The sequence below is a fragment of the [Borrelia] finlandensis genome (assembly GCF_030438365.2).
In the GTDB taxonomy this organism is placed as follows: Bacteria; Spirochaetota; Spirochaetia; order Borreliales; family Borreliaceae; genus Borreliella; species Borreliella finlandensis.
In genome coordinates, this window is the sequence record NZ_CP124070.1 from 611,002 (window position 1) to 631,511 (window position 20,510).

14 protein-coding genes are annotated in these 20,510 nt (G+C 29.1%); 8 read left to right on the forward strand and 6 right to left on the reverse strand.

Features of this window, described 5'->3' with window-relative positions; genetic code table 11:
• Positions 1-17: 17 nt before the first annotated feature.
• Complete coding sequence (locus QIA19_RS03510; RefSeq protein WP_301365852.1) at positions 18-1,955, forward strand: long-chain fatty acid--CoA ligase; 1,938 nt, start codon at positions 18-20, stop codon at positions 1,953-1,955.
• 28 nt (positions 1,956-1,983) lie between these two features.
• Here QIA19_RS03510 and argS read toward each other — a convergent pair whose 3' ends face one another.
• The 3 genes from argS to QIA19_RS03525 are packed head-to-tail and all read right to left on the reverse strand — an operon-like array spanning position 1,984 to position 6,585.
• On the reverse strand, positions 1,984-3,741 hold the full coding sequence (gene argS / locus QIA19_RS03515; RefSeq protein ID WP_301365854.1) for an arginine--tRNA ligase: 1,758 nt from the start codon (positions 3,739-3,741) through the stop codon (positions 1,984-1,986).
• Between the two features lie 48 nt (positions 3,742-3,789).
• Positions 3,790-4,416, reverse strand: coding sequence for a hypothetical protein (locus QIA19_RS03520; RefSeq protein WP_301365856.1), 627 nt, complete (start codon positions 4,414-4,416; stop codon positions 3,790-3,792).
• A 21-nt stretch (positions 4,417-4,437) separates the two neighbouring features.
• Positions 4,438-6,585: a methyl-accepting chemotaxis protein gene (locus QIA19_RS03525; protein ID WP_008882811.1), complete on the reverse strand. Its 2,148-nt coding sequence runs from the start codon at positions 6,583-6,585 to the stop codon at positions 4,438-4,440.
• A 268-nt stretch (positions 6,586-6,853) separates the two neighbouring features.
• Between QIA19_RS03525 and QIA19_RS03530 the strand changes: the two genes are divergently transcribed.
• Positions 6,854-9,061, forward strand: a complete 2,208-nt coding sequence (locus QIA19_RS03530; RefSeq protein WP_301365859.1) for a methyl-accepting chemotaxis protein — start codon at positions 6,854-6,856, stop codon at positions 9,059-9,061.
• Positions 9,062-9,070: 9 nt separating this feature from the next.
• On the opposite strand, the gene murB is transcribed toward QIA19_RS03530, so the two are convergent.
• Positions 9,071-9,979, reverse strand: coding sequence for a UDP-N-acetylmuramate dehydrogenase (gene murB, locus QIA19_RS03535; RefSeq protein WP_301365862.1), 909 nt, complete (start codon positions 9,977-9,979; stop codon positions 9,071-9,073).
• A 51-nt stretch (positions 9,980-10,030) separates the two neighbouring features.
• Between murB and QIA19_RS03540 the strand changes: the two genes are divergently transcribed.
• Genes QIA19_RS03540 through QIA19_RS03555 form a run of 4 tightly spaced genes read left to right on the forward strand, consistent with a single transcriptional unit; the run spans position 10,031 to position 15,064 of the window.
• Positions 10,031-11,473, forward strand: coding sequence for a cysteine--tRNA ligase (locus QIA19_RS03540; protein ID WP_301365864.1), 1,443 nt, complete (start codon positions 10,031-10,033; stop codon positions 11,471-11,473).
• A gap of 3 nt (positions 11,474-11,476) precedes the next feature.
• On the forward strand, positions 11,477-13,033 hold the full coding sequence (locus QIA19_RS03545; protein WP_301365866.1) for an IPT/TIG domain-containing protein: 1,557 nt from the start codon (positions 11,477-11,479) through the stop codon (positions 13,031-13,033).
• Entirely contained in the window at positions 13,033-14,286 is a 1,254-nt protein-coding gene (glyA, locus tag QIA19_RS03550) for a serine hydroxymethyltransferase (RefSeq protein ID WP_301365868.1), read from the forward strand. The genes QIA19_RS03545 and glyA overlap by 1 nt, the downstream gene beginning before the upstream one ends.
• A 25-nt stretch (positions 14,287-14,311) precedes the next feature.
• Positions 14,312-15,064, forward strand: coding sequence for a J domain-containing protein (locus tag QIA19_RS03555; RefSeq protein ID WP_301365870.1), 753 nt, complete (start codon positions 14,312-14,314; stop codon positions 15,062-15,064).
• Between the two features lie 54 nt (positions 15,065-15,118).
• Here the strand turns inward: QIA19_RS03555 and QIA19_RS03560 are convergent, their stop codons facing one another.
• On the reverse strand, positions 15,119-16,975 hold the full coding sequence (locus QIA19_RS03560) for an integrin-binding adhesin P66 (RefSeq protein ID WP_301365873.1): 1,857 nt from the start codon (positions 16,973-16,975) through the stop codon (positions 15,119-15,121).
• A 246-nt stretch (positions 16,976-17,221) separates the two neighbouring features.
• Positions 17,222-18,724, reverse strand: coding sequence for an L-lactate permease (locus QIA19_RS03565; RefSeq protein WP_301365875.1), 1,503 nt, complete (start codon positions 18,722-18,724; stop codon positions 17,222-17,224).
• Between the two features lie 70 nt (positions 18,725-18,794).
• Here QIA19_RS03565 and QIA19_RS03570 point away from each other — a divergent pair, with 70 nt between their 5' ends.
• Complete coding sequence (locus QIA19_RS03570; RefSeq protein ID WP_301365876.1) at positions 18,795-20,012, forward strand: D-alanyl-D-alanine carboxypeptidase family protein; 1,218 nt, start codon at positions 18,795-18,797, stop codon at positions 20,010-20,012.
• A 4-nt stretch (positions 20,013-20,016) separates the two neighbouring features.
• Positions 20,017-20,508, forward strand: coding sequence for a chemoreceptor glutamine deamidase CheD (gene cheD / locus QIA19_RS03575; RefSeq protein ID WP_301365878.1), 492 nt, complete (start codon positions 20,017-20,019; stop codon positions 20,506-20,508).
• Positions 20,509-20,510: the final 2 nt, after the last annotated feature.

Consider the following 20,510-nt stretch of genomic DNA (forward strand, 5'->3'; position numbering starts at 1 on the left):
TGTTTTGAGGGGGATTTATGAGTGATACTGTGCCTAAGCGTTTTAAAGATGTGGTGGCTCTTTATAGTGAGCTTGATATTTTTATATATAAGGAAGGGGAATCAAAAAGTTTTAAGAAGCAAATATACGCTGATTTTTGGAATGAGACAAAAAGAGTGGCTTCTGGGCTTTTGCATTGTGGCATTAAAAGGGGAGAAAAGGTTGTAATTATTTCTGATTCTAGAAGAGAATGGATAATAATCGACGTTGCTACTTTGGGGTTAGGCTGCGTTGATGTTCCTAGGGGAAATGATTCTTCTGAGGATGAATTAACTTATATTATTAACCATTCTGAATCTACTTTTATTTTTGTTGAAAACAATAAGCAACTTCACAAGGTTTTATCCAAAAAGCATGATCTTAGATTGGTAAGACGTATTGTTGTTATTGATGATGATAAATCTTATGAAGAAAAAATAGGAAATATTATTGTATTTTCTTATAAAAAATTACTAGAACTTGGAACTGAGTATTTAAGAGCTAATCCAAAATCATTTGATATGGAGATTGAAAAAGGTTCTTCAAAAGACATTGCAACTATAATATATACTTCTGGTACAACAGGCATGCCAAAGGGAGTAATGCTGAGGCATGAATCTTTTATTTTTCAATTAGATAGACTTTATGATTATCTTCCAACACTTAAACCCGGCAAGATAATGATTTCTATTCTTCCTCTTTGGCATTCTTTTGAGCGGGCTTGTGAATATATAGTTGCTTTAAAGGGCATAGCAATTGCATATTCAAAGCCCATAGGTCCTGTTTTGTTAAAAGACTTTTTGCTTTTAAATCCTCAAATGATTATTTCTGTACCCAGAATTTGGGAAGGTATAAGAATAGGTATTATTAAAAAGGTATCAGAATCTTTTATTAAGAAAGTTGTGTTTGGGGGGTTTTTAAAAGTTGGGATTATTTATGCAAAGCTTAAGGAGAGATTTTTAGGGCTTTCTCCTATTTATAAAAAAACTAATTTTCTTATTTCGCTTTTTTCAAAATTATTTTTATTTATTGGGATTGTTTTAATTTTTCCTATTAAATTATTGGGTGATATTTTAGTATTTAAAAAAATAAAAAATGCTCTGGGACAAAATTTTGAATTTGGAGTTTCTGGTGGTGGGGCATTGGTTGATTATGTTGATTATTTTTTTAAGGCCGTAGGAATTAAAGTGCTTGAAGGTTACGGCCTTACTGAAACGGGTCCTATTTTGAGCGTTAGGCGTCTTAAAGGCCCTGTAGCAAAAACTGTCGGTCCTATTTTGCCAGATGTTGAATACAAAGTAGTTGGAATTGATGGGAGAGTTTTGCCTTATGGAGAAAAAGGCGAGCTTTGGGTCAGGTCGCCACAAATAATGAGCGGCTACTTTAAGGATAAGGCTAAGACAAGTGAAGTTTTAACAGAAGATGGTTGGTTTAACACTGGGGACTTAGTTAGATTAACAATTAATAATGAAATTTCAATTGTTGGTAGAAGCAAGGATACAATTGTTCTGAGGGGGGGGGAAAATATTGAGCCTGAGCCCCTTGAGAGAGTTTTGGGTAAATCTTTGTTTATTGAAAATATTATGATCGTTGGTCAGGATCAAAAATTTTTGGGGGCTGTTATTGTGCCTAATTTTGATAATCTTGAAAAATGGGCAAATTCTAGTGGAGTGTCTTTTTCTTCCAGAAATGATTTGTTAGCCAATGAGGACGTCAATAAACTTTATTCTAAGCATATTTCAGACACTATTAATACCAAATTAGGTTTTAAAAATTTTGAAAAAATAGTGGGCTTTGTTTTACTTCAGGATCCTTTTACAATTGGAGAAGAGCTTACCAATACTCTTAAGTTAAAAAGATATTATATATCCAAAAAGTATGAAGATAAAATAAAATTAATTTTTAGCAAAAGTGATTTAGATTTAAACGGATATTAGACAAGAAAATTTTGTAAAATTTTCTTGTCTACATTTTTAACATATAGGGGATATTGAGCAGGTACATGCAATTTTTTATTGTTTGTAATATGGCTTTTAAAAATTCGATTCTTGCGGCTGTTAAATTGATATTGTTTGTATCTATTACTTTAACTTCTTGATAGTATGTGCTAAAATGCTTTGCAAGCGAGTATGAATAGCTTGTAAGTATTGAAGGGTTTAAATCTTTTGCTGCATTGATTATATTTTCTTCTAATTCTGATATAATTTTAATAATTTCCCACTCTTTTTCATGTTTTAAAAGTTCAAAATCAATTTTTTCCATTACAGGAATAGAAAGTGCTTTATATTTTTCAAGAATGCTATTAATTCTTGCTCCAACATATTGGATATATGGTCCAGAATTTCCTGTAAAAGACAGGCTTTCTTTTTTATTAAATACAATGTCTTTATGTATAGCTGATTTTAGCAGATAATAGTGAATTGCTCCCAATGCAATATTTAAAGCATTTTTTTTAGCGCTCTCTTTGTTTTCAATTTTTTGTGTCATTTCGGGCATTATTGATTCTATTAGGTTTGAGATTAAGTTATCCGCATCAATTACATTGCCTTCTCTTGATTTCATTTTTCCATCAACAAGATTAACCATTCCGTGTGACAAATGAATAAGTTTCTTGTTTTTAGAAAGGCCTAATTTTTCTGCTACAAAAAATAAGCTTTTGAAGTGCTGAATTTGTTCGCTTCCAACTACATAAATCATTTCTTCAAAATTAAATTCTTTTGTTCTAACTGCTATATTTCCTAAATCTTGGGTAAGATAGATAGATGTTCCGTTTGATCTTATGAGTACTTTTTGTTTTACCTTGGTGTCTGCGTTTTCATCTGAGTCTGAGGGTAAGTCAATGCATATTGCGCCATCTTCTCGTTTGTAACAAAATCCTTTTTCAAGCCCTTCTAATACGACATTTTTTCCAATTTCAAAAATTTCACTTTCAAGGTAAATTTTATCAAATGAGGTGTTTGTAATTTCGTATGTTTCTTTTATTCCTTCAATTGCCCATTTATTTAACTTTTTCCAAAGTTCAATTGTGCTTGCATCTTTTTGCTCCCAGAGTAAAAGTAAATCTTGAATTTCTTTTTCAGCATTTTCATTTTCTTGTGAGTATTTGTTGTATTTAACATAAAAATCGCCAATTAAATGATCTCCTTTTTTAAAAGCTTTTTCAGGGGTAATGCCATTTCCAAATTTTTTGTATGCAAGCATTGATTTGCAGATATGAACTCCTCGGTCATTTATTAAGTTTATTTTTGTAATTTTTGCACCCACAGCCTTTAATATTCTTGACAGACTTTCTCCTATTACGTCATTTCTAAGATGTCCTACATGCAGTGGTTTGTTTGTATTTGGTGATGAAAATTCTAATATTATTTTTTTATTGTCTAGATATTTGCTTGTTCCATAGGTATCTTTTTGAGCATTTACCATTTGTATTGTATTATTTATATATTCTTCTCTAGAAATTTTGATGTTTAAGTAAGGCCCCATAGCTTTAATTTCATATTTAGTTTTAAGATTTTTTATTATTTCTTCAGAGATGATTTCAATAGGGAGTTTTAAGGTTTTACTAATTTCAAACATTAATATGGAAATATCTCCCAGATCACTTTTTGGAGGTTTTTGAATATTTATATTGATATTATCTAGCTTTATGTTATTTGATAATGCTAGATTGGTAACTATAACATTAATTTCGTCTTTAATCTTTTTTTTAACACTTTTATCCATTTTTTTCCTCTTTAACACTTTTAGTAATTTTTTTCCTCTTTAACACTTTTAGTAATTTTTTTCCTCTTTAACACTTTTAGTAATTTTTTTCTCTTTAATTTTTGTTAGCATATTGATTAATAGCAAAATTAAAGACGCTACAATAAAAATGTTTGAGCTATGGGTCGACATTTTTGTATTTACAAGTCCCTTTATTATATGTATTTCGTTGTTAAAAAGTTTTAAATTGCCCGTGTTTAATATTTCTCTAATAAGTGAGGTTGTTGAGCTTAGGGCAATGAAAATTAAAATTGGAATTTTAGAATATTTAATTATCATTGATGGGTTTTTTAGGATTTTAAAGGGTTCGTTTTTGTGAAATGATATTATTATGGCTATTAAAATGGGTATTGAAAATTTAAATTCTTTGTATAAAGTTGGTGTTAAGTAGAGCATGAATAAGTAAGTTAGACTGGTAAAAATTCCTATTATTAATAGATATATCCCTAATATATGGCTTTTTTGCTTTTTCAATTCTATTTGATTGATTATTAGGGCAGGAAGTATAATGCATATTGAAATCCAAACAGATGCGATACTAGCATCTAAAAAGTTTTTTGTATAAGCAAAAATAGGAAATAACATTAAATGACTTTTAAGATATTTTTCAGTATTATAAAATGTCTTTTTTTGCATATTATTTCCTTTTAATCTAATTTATTTGGTTTTAAATTGATTTATACTTTCGCTAATCCCAGAAATATGACTTGAGTTTGTAGTTCCTAAAACTTTAATACGCTCAATTGCTTCTACTAGCGTATTAATCTCTTCTTTTAAGCCTTTCATTGAGTTTGAGACCGTAATATTAATTTCTCCTAATAGTTTGATAGTGTCAATGATTTCTTTGTTGCCTCTAAACATATCATTTGAGCCAATTTTTACTTCATATGTTATTTCCCGCATTGTATTTAAAGCCTTTAAAATTTCTTGGCTGCCTATTGATTGTTCTTGCATTGTATGATTTATTTCTTCTATTACTTGAACTACTAAATTGATTGAATCGAATATTTGGTTGAAAGCTTTATTTGTTAATTCAGAGGTGTTTACGGTTTTGGTTATTGAATCCATTATTTCGTTAATTGATGAGGCAACAGATTCTGATTGTGATGTTACCTGTTCTGCCAGGTCTTTTATTTCTTCTGCAACAATTGCAAATCCTTTTCCGGCTTCACCAGCATGAGATGCTTCAATTGCGGCGTTCATTGAGAGTAGGTTGGTTTGACTTGCTATAGATGAAATTAAAGAGTTTGCTTCTTGTAATCTTGTTGAGTTTTTAAAAATCTCTTTGATTTGAGTGATAACTTCTTCTTGTTTTTTTCGCCCATCATCAGAGAACCTTTTTAGTTCTTCTGTGCTTTTTGCAGCTTTTTGAGTTATTTCTGTTATTGATTGTATTCCTCCTATCATTTCTTCTATAGCCGATGAGGACTGTTCAACGCTTGCGGCTTGAGTTTCAATTGAATTGTCAAGAGATGAAATATTTTTTGATAGGCTTTCAATTATATTTGTTGTATTAGAGATGAATTCTACCTGCTTTTCTACTTCTTCTTGTGTTTTTTCTATGTATTGATTTGAATTTTTTATTGTATTATGTGTTTTATTTATCTCGCTAAATAAATGGTCTCCATTTTCTTTAAGCAGCTTTACTCGTTCTTGCAGTGAATTGATTACATTTTTTAGATTTTCAATAAAATGACCAAAAAGATTTATTGTTGAGCTTATTGAATCTTTGCCTTTTGATTCGATTTTAAATGTTAAGTCGCCGTTTTTAACTTTTGGAATGACAACATTGAGTTTATCTATTTTTGATATTATTAAAGTTTTTATAGTTGATATCATTATTAATATAAAAATTATTACCAAGATAAATATAATGGAAAGCGAAACCAATCTCATGTTTTTAAATTCTTTTGAAAATATGTTGTTATAATCTATTTTTATTCCTAAGTACCAATTGGATGTTGTGATCCTTGCTAAGGAGATTATTTCATTTGAATTGCTTGTATTGTAATTTGCTTTTCCTTGAGATAGTGCATTTAGTATTTCAGTTAATGTTTTTGGGTTAAATCCAAATATATGCTTTATGTTCTTTAAAATTTCATCTTTTCCTCCGAATGCATCACCATTGCTGTTTATTATGTATACATTAAAGTATTTTGATGAGTTTTCGGTGCTTGCATTTTGTTCTAGCAATGAGTTTTCCAAAAGCAGCAAGAGATATTCTTTTAGCTCAGCGATTTTTTCTGAAATGTCAGCATATAAAATAATATATCCAACATTAGATTTTTTTGAATCTGTTATTTTATATGCTATTGGAATATAAAAATTGTTATTTATCTTTGCTAAACTGTTGTGAAGAATTGAAATTTGAAATGTAGTTAAAGCTTTGCCCAATAGCAATTCTTTTAAACTTATGTACTGTCCGGTTCTTTTTTTTTCGCTTGATGCGATTATGTATCCATCTTTGTTTGTATACTCTATTATTTTAATAAAGGAAGGAAGCGTAATTAAAATCTTGTCAGATACTAAGTGCTCTTCACTTTTATTATTTAGGATTGCAGACTGATAGTCGTACCTAGTTGTTAATATGCTTAAAGCTTTTATTATTTCTTTAGATTCATCAGAAAAGCTTTTAATCATTGCCTGGTTAATGAATTTTGTAAAGTCTTGAAGTTCTTTTGTTATGATTTTTTTATAGCCTTGATCTAGTAGCAAAAAGGTTGTTGCAATAATTATTATTGTATATGCCAGAATTATAAAATTGAATTTATAAAAAAGGTTGGAGTTAAGTTTCTTTCTTTTCACTAAGTCTCCTCAAAATTTTGTTTTTTCATAAAATTTTTAAAACATTAAATTTTTAGTATTCTACATGTTTTATTATATAATTATATATGCATGTAGCTAAATAATAAAATAATTATTTGCAAATATTTGAAGGATTTAATCTTTAAGATTTAGAAAGAAAAGTCTAATTTGCCAATTGTTATTAGTAATTATTTATATATGATTTATGAAGGTGAAAGTTTTGTTTTAAGATTTTAATCATACTAATATTTATGTTTGGAGAGCTTTTATGACAGATGAGAATTTAATCGATGTTAATCTGAAAAATACTAAACGATTTCTTTATCTAGTTTTATTTGGATTCCTTTTTTTAAATTTTTTATTCATAGGCTATGCTTATATGAATCATAAAAATGAATATTTGGATCGCTTTAAATTTGATTCTAAGTTGTTTTTAAACAGTGTGTCTGCTGTTATTAAAGCCAAATATTCGGAATCCTCTAGGTTTCTTGAGGAGCTTGTAAGAGATAGCTATAGGTTTGGGATATTGGTGAATTCTTCAAAAAGCTTTCTTTTGTCTTCAAGTTTAAAATTAGGTGATAGTTTAGATGAAAATAGCGATTTGTTTTTAAGGTCAAGGGAATTTAGCTCTATAGATAAAATTTTTAAAACTATTCCTTTAGTAGAAGATTCACTCGAAGGCATATTTTATATTCCTATAGGGAAAAATGTTTTAATATCAAATTCAAATTTTTCATCTTTAGGCTTAAAAGATGTTAGATTGGATCCAATTTATTCTGTTCCCGTAGAAAAAAATTCTAAGTATTATTCAAGATATATGCAAATAGATGGGAAAATTTATTCTATAATAAGTTTTCCAGTTAGAGATTCTGTTTCAACATTGGGTGTGATAGGGATTTTAATATGCTTTGATGAGTCGTTAGATATTATTGAAAATCAGTTATATTCTTCTTTTAAATTTGGTAGTAAAAATTATAATTTTTTTATGCTTGACAGAAATTACATACCCATTTTTTTAAATCTTAATAATCTTCAGGCTAAATCTTTTTCTACAGCTTATAGTGAGAATTTTTTGAGTAAAGTTATAGCTTATGCTAAAAAAGATTCTTCTAGTTCTCAGTACACTTTTAATTATGAAAGAGATTTTTATTCTTTAAACTTTGTAAAAACCGATGATTTTTTGACTCAGGGGCTTATTTTAAATGTCAATTCCATTCCTATTATGTTTAAATCAAATTGGGTTATATTTGTTGCATTCTTATTATTGTCTTTTGCAATTATTTTTTATTTATGCAATACTTTTGTTTTTTCATTAATTAATGATTTTAACAGAATTGTTGACTATCAAAAATCAAAAAGCGATCCTTTTAGTCTTGAGTCTCCCTTAGTGGTTAAGTATTCTTCATCTATTATTTCTTATATTAGTTCAAAGCTGGATAATCTGTCTTCTAAGAGTAATGAATCTTTTGAGAAGATAAAATTTTATTCTGAAGATTTGAATGAATATTTGGGACAAATAGAAACTGCCATATCAAATACTGAGAGTATAGATTCTAGCATTTTAGTTTACGAGCAACTAAGAGATACTTTTTCTAGATTTGAAAAATCAATTGTCGATATTTTAAAAGGCTTTGAATCTATTACTGATCCGATTAATGATCACAATAAGTATATATCAGAAATCTCTTCAAATTTTGAAGAGAGTGTTAGTTTTTTCTATAGTATAGATAAAAATTTAGAAATTTTTAATAAGGTTGCTACTATAAATTCTACTGATATTGAAAATATTAAAAGTAAGGTTTTTGATTTAAATATTGTTTTTGAAAATGTGAATAAAAATTTTGCAGATCTTTTGTCTCAAACAAATAGTTTGCAAAGTGTAAATAAGCTTTTAGTTTCAATTTCAGCTCAGACCAATATGCTTGCTATGAATGCAGCAATTGAAGCAGCAAAAGCAGGTGATGCAGGCAAAAGTTTTGCAGTTGTTGCTGAGGAGATTAGAAAGCTTGCTATTAATTCTGGAAAATATTCTAAAACCATTAAAGATGAACTTAAAACAGTCGACAGCATTATTGCAGTAATCAATTCAGAGATTGATACAATTTATAAAAATTTCATAGACATTCAAGATAATGTGGACAACAATTTTTCAAGACATGAGAAAGTAGATCTTACTCTTGCTAAGCATTTTAAAGAAATTGGCGAGTTTAAAGAAAGGTATTTATCTCACGATACTAAGATTAGAGATGCTAAGAATATGTATAAAGAAATATTTAATAATCATTATTTTGTTAGTGGCAAGTTTAACAACTTTAGTCAAGATTTAAAAGAGTTTAAAGTTTCTAAGATGAATTTAGATGCGGTAAGTTCTCTTCAAGAATATTCATCTTTAGCAAAATCTTCTAAGGATAAGATATTAAAGACAAAGGAATTGATTCAAAAGATTAATGATGAGATTAAAGATATTCTTTTTTAGTTTTTTTGATTATTTGAATCCTATGTAAAGAACCTCTTCTTCAAGTAAAAGTCCAGTTTTCAAGTAGACCTCAGCTTTTACTTTTTCAATTAAGCCTTTTATGTCTTTGGAAGTGGCATTGTTAATATTGATAATAAAGTTTCCATGATATTTAGATACTGTGGCGCCTCCAATGCTTAATCCTTTGAGCTTGCACTCTTCAATTATTTGTCCACTAGGCTTGAGAAATGCTTTATTGTTTTTAAAAGTGCTTCCACCACTTGGAAATAAATAATGACCTCTATTTATTCTTGCTTGTTTGTTTTTATTCATTTTTTCTTCAATAATTTTCTTATTGTCTTTTTTTAAATTCAATTCAATTTTTAATATGAAAAAGTTTTTATTTTGAAAAGGTGATATTTTATACTTAAAGTCTTTTTTTTTAAATTCTTTGCAAATAGTTTTTCCTTTATCATCTATAAATGTAATTTTTTTTAGTATCTCAGAGATTTCATTTCCAAAACATCTAGCATTCATCCACACAGCACCCCCTAGTGTTCCGGGTAGCCCATAGATAAATTCTAGGCCACTTAAGCCGTTATCAAGTGCAATTTTACATAAACTTTCAAAATCTGCACCACATTCGCCGACAATTTTATTTTCGTGAATTTCTATTTTGTTTAGATATCCGGTGTATATTATTGGAAAATCAATCTCTTTCTCGTCATTGACTAAAATATTCGATCCTCCCCCAAGAATAAATAGTTTAATTTTTTCTTCTATTGCTGCTTTAAAAACATTTTCAGCTTCTTTAATATTTTTAGGGGTGAAAAATAATTTCGAAATGTTTCCAATTTTATATGTTGTATAGTCAGCTAGATTTTTTGTTTGAGGCTTAATATTGATTTTTTTAAGAAAATTATTTAGGCTTTTAGGCATACGTACTTAATAATAGATTAGATTTTTTATTTTTTCAATTTTGAGAAATGTATGATTTTAAAGTTATATAATACTAGAACAAAGGATTTTTCAGAGTTAACAAATTTTGAAAATGTTAAAGTGTATGCTTGCGGGCCTACTGTTTATAATTATGCTCACATCGGGAATTTTAGAACTTATATTTTTGGAGATTTATTAATTAAAACTTTAAGGTTTTTGGGGTATAAAGTTAATTATGCGATGAATATTACAGATATTGGGCATTTAACAGGCGATCTTGATGATGGAGAAGATAAGGTTGCTAAGACCGCAAGAGAGAAGGGCCTTACAGTTTATGAGATTAGTGAATTTTTTACAGAGGCTTTTTTTAACGATTGTAGAAAATTAAACATTGTATATCCCGACAAAGTGCTTATTGCTAGTAAACATATTCCCATAATGATAGAGGTTGTTAAAATTCTTGAAGAAAAAAAAAATACTTATTTTTCTAATGGTAATGTGTATTTTGATACTTCTTGTTTTAAAAGCTATGGTGAGATGGCCGGCATTGATTTGATTGATAAAGATATGACTTTGCCCAGAGTTGATGTTGATAAATTTAAAAGGAATAAAACCGATTTTGTTTTGTGGTTTACTAATTCTAAGTTTAAAGGTCAGGAGATGAAGTGGGATTCTCCTTGGGGATTTGGTTATCCAAGTTGGCATTTGGAGTGCTCTGCGATGAATTTGGAGTATTTCAAAGATACTCTTGATATTCATTTGGGAGGAGTTGATCATATTGGAGTTCACCACATAAATGAAATAGCAATAGCAGAGTGTTTTTTAGATAAGAAATGGTGTGATGTCTTTGTTCATGGAGAATTTTTGATTATGGATTATAATAAGATGTCAAAGTCACATGGAAATTTTATTACAGTTAAAGATTTGGAAGATCAAAATTTTTCCCCCCTTGATTTTAGATATTTGTGTTTAACGTCGCACTACAGGAACCAATTAAAATTTTCATTAGATAATCTTCAAGCAAGCAAGATTGCTAGAGAAAATTTGATAAACAAGCTAAGTTATTTTTATGAATCTTTAGATCCAGTTGATTTAAATACACTTAATAAGGATTTAAAAAATTTTGGTTTTAGTGTAGAAAAAGAATATTATGACTCTTTTGTAGAAAAAATTTCTTTTGATTTAAATGTTTCTCAAGGATTGGCTTTGCTTTGGGAGATAATTAAATCTGAAAATTTAAGCTTTGTTTCAAAGCTTAGATTAGCTTTTATTTTTGATGAGATTATGTCACTTAATCTGAGAGAAGAAATTTTAAAAAATTTACAAAACCATGATGTAGTTATTGATGAGAATATGAAGGCTTTGATTGAAGAGAGAAGAATAGCTAAATGTGAAAAAAATTTTAAGCGTGCTGATGAAATTAGAGACTTTTTTGCCAAAAAAGGTTTTGTTTTGGTTGATACTAAGGAAGGAACTAAGGTTAAAAGAGGCTAACATTTGGCTATTTTTTTAAAAAACAAATATTTTTATTTAAGCTTAATTTTTATTATTTTTTTATTTTTATTTGTTTTTTCTGGATTTTTATTTTATTCAAAGCCAATTATTTATGATATATCTCCAATTCCCACTTCGCACAAGGATATTATTATTATTAAAGGAAATAATTTGGGCTACAGTACAGGGGAGATTAATATCAACAATAATTATTTGGTTAAAAGTAGCATTATTAGCTGGAATAACACGGAAATAGTTTTTAAAATTACAGATGAAGTGAATTCTGGACTTATTTTTGTAAAAGGCGAAAGGGGTACTAGCAATGAACTTTTTCTTGTTATTAGTAGGCAAGTGCCTGTTAAGCTTAATAGGAAAGATATCCCTTTTATTTTTTCAGAGGATAAAATAATTTTAAATGCAAATTCTTCAACTTTATTGCAGGGTATGAATTTGTTTTCGCCTTTTAATACTATTACAATTTTTCTTGAAACTAAGGATAAACTTTATACAATTTTACCTCAAAATATTTTAGATGTTTCTGAGAATAGAGTAGAATTTGTTTCTCCTAAAACTTTAAATTCTGGTGGTAAGCTTTATGTTTTATTGGACAATATTCAAAGCAATAAAATTCCGTTTTCTGTTAAAAATGATTTTTTTAAGTGGACTTTGAGCGATTCGAAAGAGTTTGCAATAATTGAAGAGATTTATTTTAGTCAAGATGTTAGTAGTAATTTTGATTCAAATCCCGAAGATATTAATTTCAATATCTTCTATTTAAGGCCAATTGAGAATGAGCGTCAAAAAATTACGGAGCGCAATAGTGAGCATCTTGATTTTAATATTGGTAATTTATTTTTTGAAAACCTGAAGACAAATAAATTTATTTTTAAGACCAGGGTAAAAACTTATAAACTTAATTTGGAATTTTTAGATGCGAAATACTTAGAAAGTATTGAAGTTAATAGAGATGTTAGCAATCAAGAGTACAAAAAGTATGTTCAAGACAAAAAAAAAGATTATTTATCTTACAGCTCTGTTGATTTAATGTCTTTAGATTCTTTAATTTTATCTAAAACCGCTGGCAGCAATTCAGTTTATAAGTTAGCTAAAGCAATTGTTGATGTTTTGGCTTCAAATTTTAAAGTTGTTGAGAATAATTTGAGCTTAAAGGATTCTATTAAAGAAAGAAAAATTACATCTGGCAATTTAATAGTTCTTACTAATTTATTATTTTTAAAGTATGATATTCCTCTGAGAAATATAGTTGGGCTTTACTATGATTCTAATTCTCTTAAATTAAAAGAGCATTTTTGGTTTGAATTTTTTTTAGCTGGGGTTGGTTTTGTATATTTTGATATAATAAATGCAGTATTATTTAAGGATAGCTCTAAGTATTTTTTGGATATGTCTGATGACTATATTCAATATGGATGCAAAGAGAGCTATGATAAAAATGAATTTTTTGATGGATATTTAGATTCTGGTTTTTTAAAGTATAAAAGCTTGACAAACGGAACGTATTCTTTAATGCATAGGTTTGTTTTGGAGGATAATTTTTAATGAGAGATGATCAAATATTTAATTTAATTGAAAAGGAAAAATTAAGAGAAAGAGAACATATTGAACTTATTGCTTCTGAAAATTTTACATCTTTAGAGATAAGGCAGGCTGTTGGCAGTATTTTAACTAATAAGTATGCTGAAGGATATCCTTTGAATCGATATTACGGTGGTTGTTCTTTTATTGATGAGATTGAAGCTTTGGCAATTTCAAGAGCAAAAGAGCTTTTTGGTGCAAAGTATGCCAATGTTCAACCGCATAGCGGATCTCAGGCCAATATGGCTGCCTTAATGGCTCTTATTAGCCCAGGTGACAGGATTCTTGGTATGCAATTATCTCATGGGGGGCATTTAACTCACGGCAGCAGGGTAAATTTTTCTGGTATATTTTTTAACACTTATTTTTATGGTGTTTCTAGAGATTCTGAGCTAATTGATTATGATGAAGTTCTTAAAATAGCTAGAGATTGCAGGCCAAATTTAATAATAGCTGGAGCTTCTTCTTATTCAAGAGAAATTGATTTTAAAAAATTTAGAGAAATAGCAGATGATGTTTCTGCTTATCTTTTGTGTGATATTGCTCATATTGCAGGCCTTATTGTTGCCGGTTTTCATAATTCTTCAATTGATGTGGCGCATCTTACTACAAGTACTACGCATAAAACTTTAAGAGGGCCAAGAGGTGGAATAATACTTTCTGGAAAGGATTTTGACAAATTAGTAAACTTTAATGGAAAAGAGAAGCCTTTGTTTAATGCTGTAAATTCTACAGTTTTTCCTGGAACTCAAGGGGGTCCTTTAGTTCATGTTATTGCGGGTAAGGCTATTGCATTCAAAGAAGCTCTTCAAGAAAGTTTTAAAGAATACATTGCTAACGTAATAAAAAATACTAAAGTTATGGCTGAATATTTCAAATCGGAAGGATTTCGTATTGTTAGTGGGGGCACAGACAATCATTTGTTTTTGGTTGATCTTAGTAGTTCGGATCTCACCGGTGCTGATGCTGAGAAATTACTTGAGAGTGTAAATATTACTTTAAATAAAAATGCTATTCCTTTTGATAAAAAAAGCCCTTCTTTGGCTTCTGGTATTAGAATTGGGGGCGCTGTTATTACTTCTAGAGGCCTAAATGAAAGCGATTCTTTAAATGTTGCTAAATTTATTGTTAGAGCTTTAAAGGCAAAGTCTGATATTGAATTAAAACAAATAAAAAAGGAAGTTGTAAGATTTATTAGAGATTTTGACATGCCTTGATTACGCTGGAGGTTATGATCAATAAATGCCAAGCCCAATTAGAGTGTTTTTTTTAGTGTTGTTGTTTATTTTTATTTTCAATCCCGTTTTAATAGCAATGCTTTTTATTTTATTTCCTTTTATTTTGATATTATTTAGTTTTTTAGGTGTTTTTAGAATATACTTTACAAGGGATTACTCATATTCTAGATCTAGAGAGTTTGAATTTTATAAACTTTCTTTTTTATTAATGGCTAAATTGCTATCTATTTTGGGAACTGTAACTGGGGAGCAGCTAAATTATGTCAATTTTATTATCAATTCTTTGAATTTGTCTGAACGTGGTAAATCAGAATTGTATACTATTTTTCATTCTGCTATTACTAAAAATAATAATGCTGATAAAATTTTATATACCCTTAAGCTTGGTTATTTTCAGCACAAAGATCTTTTTATATGGCTTTTTGCCACTCTTAAAGAAATTAACAGACTTTCTAGGTATAAAAATTTAGAAGCTGAAAAATTTATTTCTTATGTTGGTATTTTTTTAGAACTTGAATCTGATGGTTATGAAGCTTATAAAGATATTAATATTAAAATTGTAAATCCCTATAGTGTTTTGGGTTTAACATATAGTGCTAGCGATGATGAGATTAAAAAGGCGTATAAAAGCCTTGTTATAAAATATCATCCTGATAAGTTTGCAAATGATCCTGTAAGGCAAAAAGATGCAAATGATAAATTTATAAAAATTCAAGATGCTTATGAAAAAATTTGCAAGGAAAGAAATATAAGGTAATCACTCAATTGTTTTTAAAGATAAAAAAGAAGGGCCAAAGCCCTTCTTTTGCTGTTAGCTTCCGCTGTAGGCTATTTTGAATTGCAAGAAAGCACTTCCAATAGCAGCATTATTTGTGTTTTTATTAGCAAGTTCTATAATGTTATTTGAATCCCAACCAAGAGAAATTGTTGTAAATCTTATTAGTTTTTCAAGGCTAAGTCCTGTTTTTAAATAAATTTTTGTAGCATCGCTTGAGAGTTTATTAGAAGGTCCTAAAATGTATGCTCCAATGTAAGGTACTACATATGCTTCTGTTGAAATGGATGCTATTGGAATTGCATAATCAAGATATAAGGCTAAGCCAAGTTTCATTGCATCTTTAAATGTCAGATTAGGGGTTGTGGCCTTTGCGCTTGTTGAGCTTTGTACAGCTTGATTGTTTTCATTAGTGCTTGAAATTGTTGTAGGATAGTTTTCTACAGATTTTTGTCTTAAAATATCGTAAAGTCCGATAGATGTTATCCATCCTAGTCCATTTATAATACCTTTTTTGTTGTCTTCATAGCTTGAAATTTCAACATTTAAGCTTTGAAATGCATTTTCAGATATGGTTTTTAATCTTTTTTCTGTATCTTTAGATCTGTAAAGGTTTTGTCCATAGCTTATTCCCAATGCAACTCCAGATTTTTTATCTTGTTCTCCAAAGAGTCTTGTACTGTAGGAATCAGATCCTTTAACTGCCCAGGATTCTTTTTCGCCGGTATCTTTATTCCAAGCAAAACCTATGCTTGCTCCTGTTGAAAATGCAATTCCCAATTCTGTGTTTTTACTGAAATTAAGAGCATTGCCATTTGGATCAAATATTTCAGTTTTTTTATTAGGATCTGAGGGTGTTTCTTTTTTGAAATTCGCTGCTTTTGAGATGTGTCCAAATACAGAAAAATCGCTTGCAAAAGGATCTATTCCAAAATCAGTTCCCATTTGCAAAATAAGATAGGTATTTTTATCATTAATTTTTGTTAATCCAAGCTTATATTGAGCTCCAAAAGATGCTAAAATTGCAGAATTTGATAAAGTTGGACTCAATAAATCGTTGCCAACTACGGATTTATCTTTTAAAGAGTATGTTATTGATGAATTATTGAATGTCTCATTTCCATAGGCTCCTGACAAGCCAAAATTTAATTCAAAAGGTGTTTCTGCAATTACAGATTTAGTATCTTCGTTTTGATCAAGTAGATTTTTTATTGGCTTCCATGTTGCTTGAATTCCATAAAGGATTCCTTGATATGTTTTATTGTATGGAGTGTCTTTGTCATTCTCTTGATTTCTGTTACCCGTGCCTGTTCCCCCTATTGCAAATGTAAGGTCGAGTTTTGGGAGTTTGTATCCCAGCTGAATTGTTCCTATGTTTTTAGAAGTGCCTCTTGCAAGAATTGTCCCTTTTACTGCCCTATCATTGCTTGGGAATCCATAGTAAGTGCTTTTAAATCCAGTCATAGGTGCAAAACTAAATAAAGACTCTTTATTAAAGTCAAAATCTGTCATAGTACTTATTTTAATAAAAAAATCGTACATATTGATTTGGGCTGTAATATCTCCTACGTCAATTTTAAATTGATCGCCTTTTTTGCCTTCCGCTTTTAGTGCAAGATCTTCTACCTTAATGTAGGCTGAGAATGGATCGTCTTTGCCTAATTCGGGATTAGCTTCAAATGGTTTAAGCTTAATGGTAATTTTGCTTTTGTTTTCAAACCCAGGAACAAGCTCGTCCATATCTAATCTGAATTCACTTGTGTTTTCAAATCCGAATGTCGGCATCCATGGGTTTATTTTAAATATATCTTTTTCCTTTAATGCGTCTGCTGCAAATATTGCTGCAGATGTGGTTAAAAATATAATTAATTTATATAAAATCTGGCTTTTCATAATTATACCTTCCTGTTGCAATTATAACTTTTATTAGTTTTAGTTTTTAATTAAACGTATTAATAAATATATTATAGACATGCTATTATGTATAACATATTAACATATATATAACATGTATATAATATTAAAATATTAAATAAAAATTCAAGGCCATATTATTATTTTGTGATTTTTGTATTATTCAAATCTATAAATAAGATTAATTTTAGTATAAATTAATCTTATTTATTTTAAATCATTAATTTATACTAAATAAACTAGCAATCCCGTTACTAAAATGTAGCATAAAGCATAAATTATTGTTTTTGATAAAAGCTTGCCTTCTTGTCCAATTAATCCGGCAGTTGTTGTTGCTATTGTGATATTTTGGGGAGAAATCATTTTTCCTCCAGTTGCTCCTGTTGTATTTGCTGCTGCAAGCCAGTAAGGATTTGCTCCAATATTTTCTGCCATTTGTGTTTGTAAAGGTCCAAAAAGAACATTTGAAACTGTGTCACTTCCTGTTAAAAATGTCCCAATAGCTCCAATTAGTGGGCTAAATAATGGTCCAAATTTACCTGTTATTATTGAGATTCCATTAGCAAGATCTCTTATCATTCCACTATGTGTCATTAATCTTGATATTGCAACAATGCATATGATTATAAAGGAAGATAATGCCATTTTTTTCAAGGTTAATGTAAATATTTTTAGCTGTTTTAACATTGGAACTCCCCGTATTGAATAGGATATTATTGTTGCAAGTATAATCAAGAAGCCCGGAGAGATAATCCATTTAAAGTGTAGGGGATTTGCTTCTGGATAAATGCTAATAGTGCTTTGAAAAGTTTTTAGGTATTCATGAATTTTGTTAAAAAGAGGAGATACAAGTACTATAAAAGTTACTATTAAAATGTAGGGTGAGCAGGCAATAATTCCGTTTGATAAGGATATTGTGTTTTTGCTTTGGTGCTCAGTAGTTTCTTTATTTTCAAAAAACTTTGCATAAACTATTGATATTGTCATAGAAAGAATGCTTCCAAGGATTGCAGGAAGTTCTGGGCCCAAAGTTTTTGATATAAATACTTGAGATATTGCCATTGACATTCCTGAGAGTAAGGTAAGAAGAAATACTCCTTTTAATCCTTTAATGCCCCCTCCTGTAAGAATTACCAGTACAAAAGGTATTGTTAAGGTTGGAAATATTAGTTGGAATGCAATCTCAGATGAAACAATGTTAACATCCAAGTTAGTTGCTTGAGCTAAAGATGTTATAGGAATTCCCACAGATCCGTAGGCGGTTGATGAGGTGTTCATTATTAAACAGATTAAGCAGGCAAAAAATGGTTCAAATCCCATTGCTATTAATATTGATACAGGAATTGCAACAGCAGTTCCATATCCAGCAACTCCTTCTAAAAAATTTCCAAATCCCCATGCAACTAGTAATACTATAATTCTTCTATCAGAAGACACGTTTGATAAAATATTTTTAATAGTTTCTATATCTTTTTGATCTTCTGACATTTTGTATGTAAATATGGCAGCAATAATTACAGTTGCTATTGGCCATATCCCCATTAAGGCGCCCTCAAGCATTGCAAGACTTGTGTTTACTATTCCCAAGTTTTTATAAAATATAACTATAGCAACGGTGGCTATTAATGATATGGGTATTACATAGTAAGCTGGCTTTTTTATTATGCCAAGTCCAATAATTATTAGGATTATTGGTATCAAAGCTGTTATAAAATCATAAGAATTCATAAAAATGGCTCCTTTTTAATTGTATTGTAATTAACAATCAATAAATAATATATAATTTTAATATTACAACATGAATAGTATCTATGTTATTGGGAAATTGTTATTAACTTTATTTTTAATTTTTTTTCCGTTTTGTTATAATCTTTTTGCAGTTAATTTAGCTGAAATTAATAAATTGTCAGAGTATGCAAAATCAATAGTTTTAATGGATTTTGATACTAAGCGAATACTTTATTCTAAGAAGCCCAATTTGGTTTTTCCTCCAGCATCGCTTACAAAGATTGTTACAATTTATACAGCTTTAATTGAAGCTGAAAAGCGAAATATAAAATTAAAAAGCATAGTTCCTATTAGCGATTCTGCTTCATATTATAATGCGCCCCCCAATTCTTCTTTAATGTTTTTAGAAAAAGGTCAAATTGTTAATTTTGAAGAGATTTTAAAGGGACTTTCAGTTTCTTCGGGCAATGATTCTTCTATTGCAATTGCTGAGTTTGTAGTAGGCAATTTAAATAGCTTTGTTAATTTAATGAATATTAATGTTTTAAATTTAGGACTTTTTAATATGCATTTTGTTGAACCTTCTGGATATAGCAGCGAGAATAAGATTGCAGCACTAGATATGGCTTTTTTTGTGAAATCTTATATAGAAAAGTTTAAATTTATGCTTAATATTCATTCTTTAAAGTATTTTATTTATCCAAAGAGTAAAAATTTAGGAACTGCTTTGTCATCAAAATTTTTAAACTTAAAACAAAGAAATGCTAATTTATTAATATATGATTATCCTTACTCAGATGGCATTAAAACGGGATATATTAAGGAATCGGGCTTAAATCTTGTTGCTACTGCTAAAAAGGGTGAGAGAAGATTAATAGCAGTTGTATTGGGGGTTGAAAAAGGAATTAATGGATTTGGAGAGAAAATGAGATCTTCGATTGCAAAAAATTTATTTGAATATGGATTTAATGAATATTCTAAATTTCCTTTAATAGTAAAATTAAAAGAAAAAGTCTATAATGGTACAGTGGATACAGTTGCTATTTTTTCTAAAGAGCCTTTTTATTATATTTTAACTAAAGATGAATTTGATAAAATTAATATAAGTTATACTGTTGATAAATTGGTTGCTCCACTTAGTGGGGACATGCCTGTTGGGAGGGCTATGATTTTTTTAGAAAATGAAAAAATAGGGGATGTTGCTTTGTTTAGTGGTAAGGTAAAAAGATTAGGGTTTTGGCAAGGTCTTTATAAGAGTTTTATAAATTTTTTTTCAAGAGAGTATTAATTTTATGTTAAATCATTTTAATTTTAAATTAAAACGCGATGTTACGATAGTAGTTCCTGGTGAAGCTTTTGTTTCAAATAAAAGGGTGATTTCTACAATTCTTGGTTCTTGTGTTGCTGTTGTGCTTTACGACGAATCAAACAATTTAATTGGAATGAATCATTATGTTCTAGTTAAGTCAGATCTTGACATATCTCCTGATCAAAGGGGAAGATATGGGATTTATGCTATTCCTATGTTAATAAATGCAATGCTCGAAAATGGAGCTAGTAAAAGTAATCTTAAGGCCAAGCTTTTTGGGGGAACTAATTTTATGGCAAAAGGATCGGTTAAGGTGGGGCTTGAAAATTCAGAGTTTGCCGTTAATACATTAAATAAGTATCGTATTCCAATCTTAGCTAAAGATTTTGATCAATCTAAGTCGCGAAAAATTTTTGCTTTTCCTGAAAACTTTAAGGTTATTGTGGAATATCCAGACGGAACAAAGGTTTTTTAATT